Origin of the sequence: Microbacterium mangrovi, assembly GCF_000802305.1 — a bacterium.
GTDB classification, from domain to species: Bacteria; Actinomycetota; Actinomycetes; order Actinomycetales; family Microbacteriaceae; genus Microbacterium; species Microbacterium mangrovi.
In genome coordinates this window covers 69,018-79,085 of sequence record NZ_JTDK01000009.1, presented here as the reverse complement: position 1 = coordinate 79,085, position 10,068 = coordinate 69,018, and the positions used below count along the sequence as shown (strand labels likewise).

Annotated in this window: 10 protein-coding genes; 6 read left to right on the top strand and 4 right to left on the bottom strand. The window is 70.2% G+C overall.

Annotation, left to right across the window (positions count from 1 at the left end; genetic code table 11):
• Together LK09_RS21770 and LK09_RS10715 are read left to right on the top strand one after the other, a co-directional pair.
• The coding region (locus LK09_RS21770) for an HNH endonuclease signature motif containing protein (RefSeq protein WP_197061027.1) at nucleotides 1–617 on the top strand (617 nt) is incomplete at its 5' end.
• A 67-nt stretch (nucleotides 618–684) separates the two neighbouring features.
• Nucleotides 685–1,794 (top strand): AI-2E family transporter, encoded by a 1,110-nt coding sequence (locus LK09_RS10715; RefSeq protein ID WP_052226670.1) that lies wholly within the window; start codon nucleotides 685–687, stop codon nucleotides 1,792–1,794.
• Between the two features lie 417 nt (nucleotides 1,795–2,211).
• Here the strand turns inward: LK09_RS10715 and LK09_RS10710 are convergent, their stop codons facing one another.
• The 4 genes from LK09_RS10710 to LK09_RS10695 form a co-directional block, all read right to left on the bottom strand.
• Nucleotides 2,212–2,607, bottom strand: coding sequence for an SHOCT domain-containing protein (locus LK09_RS10710; protein WP_231563017.1), 396 nt, complete (start codon nucleotides 2,605–2,607; stop codon nucleotides 2,212–2,214).
• A 2-nt stretch (nucleotides 2,608–2,609) separates the two neighbouring features.
• Entirely contained in the window at nucleotides 2,610–3,044 is a 435-nt protein-coding gene (locus LK09_RS10705; RefSeq protein WP_039399119.1) for a DUF6325 family protein, read from the bottom strand.
• The gene (locus tag LK09_RS10700) at nucleotides 3,041–3,418 is read right to left on the bottom strand and encodes an SHOCT domain-containing protein (protein ID WP_039399118.1); all 378 of its coding nucleotides are present in this window, start codon (nucleotides 3,416–3,418) and stop codon (nucleotides 3,041–3,043) included. The genes LK09_RS10705 and LK09_RS10700 overlap by 4 nt, the downstream gene beginning before the upstream one ends.
• 119 nt (nucleotides 3,419–3,537) lie before the next feature.
• Complete coding sequence (locus tag LK09_RS10695; RefSeq protein ID WP_039399115.1) at nucleotides 3,538–5,202, bottom strand: SulP family inorganic anion transporter; 1,665 nt, start codon at nucleotides 5,200–5,202, stop codon at nucleotides 3,538–3,540.
• Between the two features lie 134 nt (nucleotides 5,203–5,336).
• Here LK09_RS10695 and LK09_RS10690 point away from each other — a divergent pair, with 134 nt between their 5' ends.
• From LK09_RS10690 to LK09_RS10675, 4 genes are all read left to right on the top strand, one after another.
• The gene (locus LK09_RS10690) at nucleotides 5,337–6,530 is read left to right on the top strand and encodes a glycosyltransferase (protein ID WP_082008197.1); all 1,194 of its coding nucleotides are present in this window, start codon (nucleotides 5,337–5,339) and stop codon (nucleotides 6,528–6,530) included.
• Between the two features lie 3 nt (nucleotides 6,531–6,533).
• The gene (locus LK09_RS10685; RefSeq protein ID WP_039399111.1) at nucleotides 6,534–7,769 is read left to right on the top strand and encodes a glycosyltransferase; all 1,236 of its coding nucleotides are present in this window, start codon (nucleotides 6,534–6,536) and stop codon (nucleotides 7,767–7,769) included.
• Between the two features lie 9 nt (nucleotides 7,770–7,778).
• Entirely contained in the window at nucleotides 7,779–9,443 is a 1,665-nt protein-coding gene (locus tag LK09_RS10680) for a SulP family inorganic anion transporter (RefSeq protein ID WP_039399109.1), read from the top strand.
• Nucleotides 9,444–9,557: 114 nt separating this feature from the next.
• On the top strand, nucleotides 9,558–10,025 hold the full coding sequence (locus LK09_RS10675; RefSeq protein ID WP_039399108.1) for a peroxiredoxin: 468 nt from the start codon (nucleotides 9,558–9,560) through the stop codon (nucleotides 10,023–10,025).
• Nucleotides 10,026–10,068 lie beyond the last annotated feature (43 nt).

Sequence of the window (10,068 nt, the reverse complement as noted above, 5' to 3'; positions counted from 1 at the left end):
CCGACGGGCACGGCACCACCCCCGAACACCGCGATGCACTCGGCGCCATCCAAGCCACCGTGCACCTCACCATCCCCGCCTCCACCCTGGCCGGCACCACCACCGGCGGCGCGCAGATCCCCGGCGCCGGGCTCGTCGACGACGACACCGCCCGACACCTCGCCGGCGGGTCGGACGACTGGTACCGGATCTTCACCGACCCGACCACCGGGGTCCCGGTCACCGTCGACAAACGCCGACCCTGCACCGCGATGAAACGTCTCCTGCAAGCCAGGGATGAGACCTGCCGGTTCCCCGGCTGCCGCCGCCCCGCCAAAAAATGCGACATCGACCACACCATCGCGCACAGTGAGGGCGGACCCACCGCCCTGTGCAAGCTCGCCTGCCTGTGCGAACGCCACCACACGGTGAAGCACCACACCGACTGGACCGTGCAGCAACTCCCCGGCGGCATCCTGCACTTCACGTCCCCGACGCGCCGCGGGTACCGCACCCGCCCCCCGGGCGCCGTCCGGTTCGTCCCCGACCGACCACCCGGCCAAGAACCCGGTACGCGATCACAGAGCCTGCGCGCGAGCCGGACAGCGCTGAGACCCGAAGAAGCGCCACCATTCTGAGGCCCGACGTTCGCTGGGCGCGCGAACTCGCGCGGTGCCATGCGACGCGCGTCGGTAGCCTGGTTCGATGACGTCCTCCACAGCACCGCAGGGCTCGGCGCTGCGCACCCTCGTCGTCCTGGCGGCATCCGTCATCGCCCTCGCCGGCCTGTACTTCGCCCGCGAGATGATCGGTCCGCTCGCGATCGGCGCGGTGATCGTGATCATCTGCATGCCGTTGCGGGCGCCGCTCGTCCGCCGCGGATGGCCGGGATGGCTCGCGAACACCGCCGTGATCGGGCTCGGCTGGCTGATCCTCATCGTGATGGCGCTGCTCCTCGCCTTCGCCGGGGTGCAGTTCGCACAGCTCGTCGGCGACTACGCCGCCCAGCTCGCCCAGACGGCGGACGGCCTCGTCAACCTGCTGAAGTCGTGGGGGCTCAACGAGCAGCAAGTGTCCTCGGCGACGGCCAGCGTGCTCGACCCGGCGACCATCCTGAAGTACGCCGGCTCACTGGGCGGCACCGTGATCAGCGTGCTCGGCGCCCTGTTCTTCATCTTCTCGTACGTCATCTTCATGGCTGCCGACGCCGGGCGATACGCCGGCGCCGAGACGGCCTTCGGCGCCCGCATCCACCCCACGATGCTGCGCATCCGGGCCTACAACTCCGGCGTGCGCCGCTACTACGTCGTGAACGCCTCGTTCGGGGCGGTCGTCGCAATCATCGACGGACTGGCCCTGTGGGCACTCGGGGTGCCCGCCCCGGCGGTGTGGGCGATCCTCGCGTTCGTGACGAACTTCATCCCCAACATCGGGTTCATCATCGGTCTCATCCCGCCGATGCTCCTCGCCCTCGTGGTGGGCGGCTGGCCGCTGATGCTCGGCGTGATCGCGATCTACTGCGTCGTCAACGTGGTCCTGCAGGTGCTCGTGCAGCCCAAATTCGTCAGCGACGCGGTGAGCCTCAGCCTCACGCTGAGCTTCTTCTCGGTGATCTTCTGGACGTTCGTCATCGGACCCGTCGGCGCGATCCTCTCCATCCCGCTGACACTGCTGGTGCGGGCCCTGGTGCTCGACGGCGACCCCGGGACGAGCTGGCTGCGGTGGCTCTCCGGCGACCACGACGCCGCGCCGGTCGACTCCGCCGACGGCGACCACCCGGCATCCGACCCCGAGCCCGCCGCCGAGACCGCCTGACCGGGAGGCGGCGACGCCCGCTCGTCGCGATCTGCGCGGCGGGGCGCACCTCGTGACGAGTGGGCACGCATCGGGTGGCCCGCTCGTCGCGATCTGCGCCGTTACGTGCACTTCGTGACGAGTGGGCAACGGCGGGAATGCGGCATCCACCGTGCATCCCTCTTGGCTTCGCTCGTCACGATCTGCGCGGCGGGGCGCACCTCGTGACGAGTGAGCCGCATGGGTTGCTTCGCTCGTCACGATTCGCGCGGCGGGGCGCACTTTGTGACGACTGGGCACGCATCGGCTGCTCGCTCGTCGCGATCTGCGCCGTCACGTGCACTTCGTTACGAGTGGGCAAAGGTGGCAGTGCCGCGTCCACACGCAGGACGGGGTGGGATGCCGCAGCATCCCACCCCGTCCTGGTTCAGTGCCGTCTCAGCTGAGGAGCTTCGCCTTCGCCGCGGCGAACTCGTCGTCGGAGAGGATGCCCTGCTCCTTGAGAGCCGCGAGCTTCTGCAGCTCGGCGACGACGTCCACACCGCCGGCCGGGGCAGCCGGAGCGGCCGGAGCCGTCTGCTGCACGTAGGCCTGCTGAGCGGCCTGCTGCTGGGCGTACGCCGCCTGCTGCTGCGCGACCGCCTGCTGGGCGGCGGCGTCGAGCGCCGCCTGCTGCTGTGCGGCCTCGTACTGCTGCTGGTCGTACTGGTCCTGCGCGCGGCGCTGCTGGTGGCGGGCCACGCCGCCGCTGACAGCGGTGGCGGTGCCGGCGACGACAGCGGTGCGTGCGGCCAGGCCAACCAGGCCGGGTCGTCCCATGCGTCCGATAGGCATGATCAGTCCTCCGTGATCTCGTCGTATGCGTCCATGAGCGCGTTCACGACCGGAGCCGGAATGCGGTCATAGCCGAGCAGCGCGCCGCCGGAGTTGGCGAAGCGCTCGGCCAGCTCGCGCTGGTACGTGAGTTCGACCGCCACGAGTGCGGCCGACGAGCCGTCGGGGATGGCCCCGCCGAACTCGGCGATGTCTTCGTCGCCCGCGATGCCGGGAGCGTGCAGGACGGCGACGTCGAGACCGAAGTCCTCGGTCTCCGATGCCTCGAGGATCGTCAGGTCGCCGTCGGCGCCCTTCTCGATCAGCACGAAGTCGAGCAGGCGGATGAGGCCCGTCTCGACGAGCTCCAGCAGAGCGGCGAGGCTGTCTTCCGAGGGGCGGCTGCCCTCGAAGCCGATGAGGTAGAACTCGACCGGGCCGTAGCGGTACTCGCTCATGCCAGTGCCTTCGCCTTGAGCTGGTCGAACTCGGCCTGCGTGATGGCGCCGGACTTGAGCAGCTCCGACGCGTGGGCGATCTCCTCCGACGGGCTCTTGCCCGCGGCGACCTGCTGGATGTAGGCGTCCGTGGCCTGCTTGGCCTCAGCGGCCTGAGCGGCGCTGCGCTCCGCCATGCCCTTGCCGCGCGCGATCAGGTAGATCAGCGCGGTGAGGAACGGCACGAAGATCAGGAAGATGATCCAGACGGCCTTCAGCCATCCGTTCAGGTGAGCGTCGCGGAACAGGTCCGCGATGATCGAGAAAAGGATCATCAGGTACGCGACGAAGAAGAACGACCAGATGATCAGCCAGAGGACATTCCAGAAGTCCATTGAGGCTTCCTTTCGATGGATGGTGCAAGGGAGAGAAGGGATTCTCTGGTATATCTGACCACAGATCGGGGGGTTTCAGCGCGCATCCATCACATTTGCGCAGGTGAGTCTGCGATGCGTCACCGATGCGTCGTCAATGCGGCGACGGCTTCCCGGTTGCTCGGGTACACGCCGTCGGCGGCGTCACCCGCGGTCCGGAGGATGCCGAACCGCTCCAGGCGCGGCCGGGCGCCCTCGCGCACGCGGCTGTAGGAGAGGGTGATGCCCTCGGCCGCCAGCCACTCCCGCAGGTCCGCGTAGGCCTCCGCCGCGGTGACGTCGACGTCGGTGACGGCCTCCATGTCGACCACCAGATGCTGCACCTTGTCCGGCCCGCCGGCGCCGGTGATCGCGGACTTCACCGCGGTGGTGAACACGGTCCCGTTCGCGAAGAACAGCGGGGCGGCCATGCGCACGACGATGACGCCGGGGGCGGTGATCGCGCCCGTCGGGGCATCCGCCAGCAGGGAGTCGGTGGGGTTGTCGTCCTCCTCCAGAACATCGATCGCCGGCCGCGAGGCCCGCTGGGCGATGTTGACCAGGGCGAGCACGAAGGCGACGAGGATGCCGGGGATCGACCCCACGAACAGGGTCACCAGGAAGCACGCCGCCCCGATGCCGAACTCGAAGCGGTCCAGCTTCCACAGGTCCAGGAACTCGCGGATGCCGAGGAGGGGCAGGACGGCGACCCCGACGATCGCGCCGATCGCGGGACTCGGGATGTCGGCCAGGAGCGACGTGCCGAACAGGAGCAGCAGCAGCGTGCCGACGGCGAGGACGAGGGAGGGGAGCTGGGTGCGCGAGCCGGCCGAGTCCATCGCGGCGGTGCGGCTGGTGGAGGATCCGACCGCGAACGACGAGCTCGCGCCGGAGGCGATGTTGGCCAGGCCGAACGCGAACAGGTCGCGGTTGGGGCTCGTCGGGTAGCGGTGCTTCTCGCCGTACGAGCGCGAGACGAGCAGGCCCTCGGCGACGGTCACCATGGTCAGGGCCATCGCGGAAGGGATGAGGGCGAACCAGTTCGCCCAGCTCAGGACCGGCCAGCTGAACACCGGCGGACCGGCCGGCACCTCGCCGAGCACCGAGACGCCCTTGGACTCGAGGCCTCCCGCGACGGTCGCGATCGTCGCGACGATCATCACGATGAGCGCCCACGGCACCACCGGCGCGAACCGCTTGCCCAAGAGCAGCACCGCCACCGACAGCGCCGAGATCACGAGGGACCACACCTGGATGTCGGGCAGCCCCGTGATGATGCCGGTGAGCTTGTCGACGAACTCGCCGCCCGAGTCGATCTTGATGCCCAGCATCTTCGCGATCTGCGACAGCAGGATGTCGAGGGCGAGGCCGCCCACGAAGCCCACCAGGATGGGCTTCGACAGGAAGTTCGCGAGGAACCCGAGCTTCAGCACCGACATCACCAGGAACAGCACGCCGCTGATCACGGCCTGCGCCATCGCCATGACCGCATACGTCTGGGAGCCCGCCGCCGCGAGCCCGCCGATCGAGGAGGCCACCAGCGCGGCGGCCGCGGCATCCGGCGACGCCACCAGCTGCCGCGACGACACCACGAGCGCGTAGACGACCGTCGGCACGATGAGGGCGTACAGACCCGCGGTCGCGGGCAGCCCCGCGATCTGCGCGTAGCCGATGTTCAGCGGGATGGCGATCGCGATCAGCGTGATGCCCGCGACGAGTTCGCGGACGAGGTTCTGCCGCGTGAGTCCGGCCAGGGGTCGTTGCACGGATGCCTCCTCAGTCGACTCACAGACTAGTGGTCTCGAAGGGTTTCCCCCGGTCGCTCGGGTAGAGTTCGACACGCCCGCGCTTCACCCGGTGCGGGTCCGAAGTGAAGCGAGAAGAGAGCAGCCACCCGCCCGTGACTCCCCCCGCATCCGCAGACCGCCGCCCGCTGACGATCCTCATCGGCGCCGACACCTTCATTCCGCATGTCAACGGCGCCGCCCGTTTCGCGGAGCGTCTGGCAGCCGGGCTCGTCGCGCGCGGGCACGAGGTGCACGTCGAAGCGCCCAGCGCCGACCACCGCTCGGGCGGGACGTTCATCGAACGCGTCGAGGGCCAGCCGATGACCGTGCACCGCATTCCGGCCTGGCGCTGGAAGCCGCACGACTGGCTCACGTTCGTGCTGCCGTGGATGTCGAAGCACTACGCCCGGCGCGTGCTCGACGAGGTGCAGCCCGACGTCGTGCACATCCAGTCGCACATCGTGGTGGGGCGCGGGCTCGCCCGCGAGGCCCGCAAGCGCGGCATCCCGATCGTGGCCACCAACCACGTGATGGCCGAGAACATCCTCGACTTCACGACGCTGCCGCCGGTGCTCGACAAGGTCGTGGTCAAGCTCGCGTGGGACGACGCGAAGCGCACCTTCGACCTCACCCGCGCGGTGACCACCCCCACCCGCAAGGCCGCCGACTTCCTCGAGTCCACCATCGACATCCAGGGCGTCATCCCGATCTCCTGCGGCATCGACCGGGCCAACTACGACCCCGACCTCACGCCGCGCGACGCGAACCGCATCCTGTCGGTGGGCCGGCTCACCAACGAGAAGCAGCTCGACGTCACCCTCAAGGCGATCGCGAAGCTCGACCCCGCGCTGGATGCCACCTTCGACATCGTCGGCTCCGGCGACCAGCGCCACCGGCTCGAGCAGCTCGCGCGCGACCTGGGCCTCGCCGACCGCGTCACATTCCACGGGCACACCTCCGACGACGACCTGCGCGCCCTGTATTCGAAGGCGAGCGTGTTCGCGATCGCGTCGATCGCCGAGCTGCAGTCCATCGCCACCATGGAGGCGATGGCGTCGGCGCTGCCGATCGTCGCCGCCAACGCCGTCGCCCTGCCGCACCTCGTGCACGACGGCGAGAACGGGTACCTCTTCGAACCCGGCAACGTCGACGAGCTCGCCGCGCGCCTGACCGACGTGCTCACCGCGAGCCCCGCGGAGCGCCTCCGGATGCAGCAGGCGTCCCTCGACGGCGTCGCCATCCACGACATCAACCGCACACTCGACACGTTCGAAGCCCTCTACCGCGGCGACGAGCTTCCCGAGTAACCCGTGCACATCCTGTTCTTCGGCGACCAGCATCCGCTCTCGCTCGGCGGAGCACAGGTGTCCATGCGCCTTCAGCGGCAGTATCTGGAGCGCGCCGGCCACACTGTCACGGTCGTCACGCCGCGCCCGCACGGCGCCCTGGCGCGCGCGGCCGCGGGGGATGCCGCCTACCTCGACCTGCCGTCGTTCCCGGTCGCGCTCGACCGTGAATACGCGTTCACGTGGCCCGGGCGCCCGACCGACCGGGTGCTCGACGACGCCCTGCGCCGTCGCGCCCCGGTGGATCTCGTGCACGTCCAGGCCGACTTCTGGGGGGCCGTGATCGGGCACCGCTATGCCGCGCGGGCCGGGGTGCCGGTGGTGCACACCATGCACAACCGCGTCGACGTCGGCATCCGCGCGACGGTGCCGTTCCCCGGAGCGGTGCTGCGCGGCATCGGCGCCTGGCAGCAGAGCCTCCTGCCGGCCGGGCATCCGGTGGCCGGCACCGACGGCTGGGCCTACCAGCGCCGGTTCGCGGTGCGGTCGGACGCCGTCACCGCCCCCAGCGGCCACTTCGCCCGGCGACTGGAGCGCGCCGGAGTGCGCACGCGGTCCGGCGGCGGGGTGGACGTCGTCTGGAACGGGATCGACGACGACCTCCTCGACCGGGTGCGCGCCGAGGTGCCCGTCCCGCGCCGGCCCGGACCGGCACGACTGGTGTGGATCGGCCGGATGAGCCCGGAGAAGCGGCTGCTGCCTTTCCTGCGGGCGCTGGCCGTCTCGGGCGTCGAGGCGGAGGTCGACGTGCTCGGCGGCGGCGGGCAGCTGCGCGCGGCCCGGCGCCTCGTCGAGAAGGAACGGCCCCGGGCATCCGTCACGTTCAGCGGCCGCATCCCGTACGTCGACGTGCTGCGACGGCTCGCCGCGGCCGACGCGCTCGTGCAGACGTCGATCGGATTCGAGACGCAGGGGATGACGCCGTTCGAGGCTGCGGCCCTCGGCACGCCGACGATCGTCAGCGACCCCGATATCGGCGGGGAGCTGCACGCGGGCCTGTGGCAGGTGCCCGCGGCCCCGGACCCGCAGGCGCGGGTGCAGGCGCTGGCCGCGACGCTGCGGCAGGCGGCCGCGGACATCGCGTCCGGAGACGCCCCGGAGCCGAGCGCCGAGGTGGGCCGCACGTTCCACCAGTCGTCCCGCACGGCCGCCATGCTCGAGGTGTACGAGCGTGTGCGCCGGGAGCGCTGCTCCGCGTAGCCTGGGGCGATGGCTGCCCGACCGACCCGCTGGTTCTCGCGCGAGAATCTGCGCAGGGATGCCGTGGCCGGACTGGTGCTCGGCATCGAGTCGGTGCCGGACGGCCTCGCGAACGGGCTCCTGGCCGGAGTGAATCCGCTCGCCGGGCTCTACGGCTACATGTTCGGTCTCGTGGGCGCTGCGTTCTTCACCGGCAGCGCCCTGATGGCGGTCCAGGGCACCGGCTCGATGGCGCTCATCGTGTCGGATGCCGGGCTCGAGTCCATGAAGGATCCCGACGCCGCGCTGTACACCCTGGCGATGCTGACCGGCATCGTCATGATCATCGCCGGCCTGCTGCGCGCCGGACGCCTCGTGCGGTTCGTGCCGACCGCCGTGATGACCGGGTTCACCACGGCCGTCGGCGTGAACATCGTGCTCGGGCAGCTGTCCAACTTCACCGGCTACGACTCCCGCGGCGCGAACCGGGTGCTGAAGACGTTCGACCTGCTCGCGCACCTGCCGAGCTGGAGCGCGCCCGCGCTCGCCGTCGGCGCGATCACCGTGCTGACGATCATGGTGCTGCAGCCCACCCGGGTCGGCAGCTTCGGGCTGGTGCTCGCCGTGGTGCTCGGGTCGGTGGTGGCGGCGCTCCTGGACCTGTGGGTGCGCCAGGGCGTCGTGGTGCTCGACGACAAGGTGGATGTCCCGTCGTCCCTGCCGATCCCGGTGCTGCCGAGTCTGACCGACGTCCCGGTGCTGCTCCTGCCGGCGATCTCGCTCGCGTTCGTGGCCATGGTGCAGGGAGCCGGCGTCGCCGCGAGCATCCCGAGCCTGAGCGGTCGCCCGGACGTGTCGCGCGACCTCGTCGGGCAGGGGATCGGCAGCATCGTGTCGGGCGCGTTCCAGGGGGTGCCGGTGGGCGGGTCGACCTCGGCCTCGTCGCTCCTGGTCGGCGGCGGCGCCCGCACGCGCATGGCGAAGCTGTACGCCGGCATCGTGATCGCGCTCATCGTGCTGTTCGCGTCGCAGATCGTGGCGTACATCGCGATGCCGGCCCTGGCCGGTCTGCTCATCGTCGTCGGCATCGGGGCGATCAAGCCCAGCCGGGTGTACTCGGTCGTCAAGAGCGGGCCCCTCCCCAGCGCGGTCATGGGCGTGACCTTCGTGCTGACCCTGCTCATCCCGCTGCAGTTCGCGGTGCTCATGGGGGTCGGCCTCGGCATCGTCCTGTTCGTGGCGCAGCAGTCCAACCGCGTGCGGGTGCGACGGGTGGTCATCGAGGACGACGGACGCCTGCGCGAGACGGATCCTCCGGCCGCAGTCGGTCCGGGTGAGATCTGCATCCTCCAGCCGTACGGCAGCCTCTTCTTCGCCAGCGCGCCGGTCGTCGAGAAGCAGCTGCCCACCGTGAGCCGGCACTCGAAGCGCTGCGTCGTCATCCTGCGGCTGCGCGGCACCGACCAGATCGGGCTGTCGTTCGTCGAGGTGCTGCGGCGGCTGGCGGCGGACCTGCGCGGCGCGGATTCCACCCTCAAGCTCGTGATCAGCGAACCCGCGGTGATGCGGCAGGTGGAGGCATCCGGACTCGTCGACGAGCTCGGCGCGCACAACGTCTACCGGGGCACGGAATGGGTCGGCCAGAGCCTCCAGCGGGCCTACGTCGACGCCAAGACGGAGCTCAGCCGGAGCTGATCGACCGGCATCCCCTGTCGGTCGGGCATTGCGGCGCGAGTCCGCGCCGGGCTACACTCATTCCGAACAGCAGAAGAAAACTTCCGGTATCCGGAAACATTACGAGGTAGTGACATGACCGAACTCCAGCCCGGCGACACCGCTCCCGACTTCACGCTGGCGGATGCCGCCGGCACTCCCGTCTCCCTCTCCGGTCGCGACCGCAGTACCGTCGTCTACTTCTACCCGAAGGCGGCGACCCCCGGATGCACCACCGAGGCGTGCGACTTCCGCGACAACCTCGCCTCGCTGCAGGGTGCCGGCTACGACGTGATCGGCATCTCGCCCGACTCCGCCGAGGACATCGCCGCGTTCGCGCGCGACCAGCACCTCACCTTCCCGCTGCTGAGCGACCCGGGCTCCGCGGTCGCCAAGGCGTACGGCGCGTGGGGCGAGAAGCAGATCGGCGACAAGACGGTCACCGGCATCCTGCGCTCGACCTTCGTGATCGGCCCGACCGGTGCGGTCGAGCTCGCGCAGTACCGGGTGGATGCCACCGGCCACGTGGCCCGGCTTCGCGGGGAACTCGGGATCGACGCCTGAGTCCTCTTGACAATCGCTCCGGTTGTCTCCACCATGGATAACG

Excerpts from the sequence above, each read along its gene's own strand:
- LK09_RS10715 (WP_052226670.1), top strand. The coding sequence starts at position 685 with ATGACGTCCTCCACAGCACCGCAGGGCTCGGCGCTGCGCACCCTCGTC.
- LK09_RS10710 (WP_231563017.1), bottom strand. The coding sequence starts at position 2,607 with ATGCCTATCGGACGCATGGGACGACCCGGCCTGGTTGGCCTGGCCGCA.
- LK09_RS10705 (WP_039399119.1), bottom strand. The coding sequence starts at position 3,044 with ATGAGCGAGTACCGCTACGGCCCGGTCGAGTTCTACCTCATCGGCTTC.
- LK09_RS10700 (WP_039399118.1), bottom strand. The coding sequence starts at position 3,418 with ATGGACTTCTGGAATGTCCTCTGGCTGATCATCTGGTCGTTCTTCTTC.
- LK09_RS10680 (WP_039399109.1), top strand. The coding sequence starts at position 7,779 with ATGGCTGCCCGACCGACCCGCTGGTTCTCGCGCGAGAATCTGCGCAGG.
- LK09_RS10675 (WP_039399108.1), top strand. The coding sequence starts at position 9,558 with ATGACCGAACTCCAGCCCGGCGACACCGCTCCCGACTTCACGCTGGCG.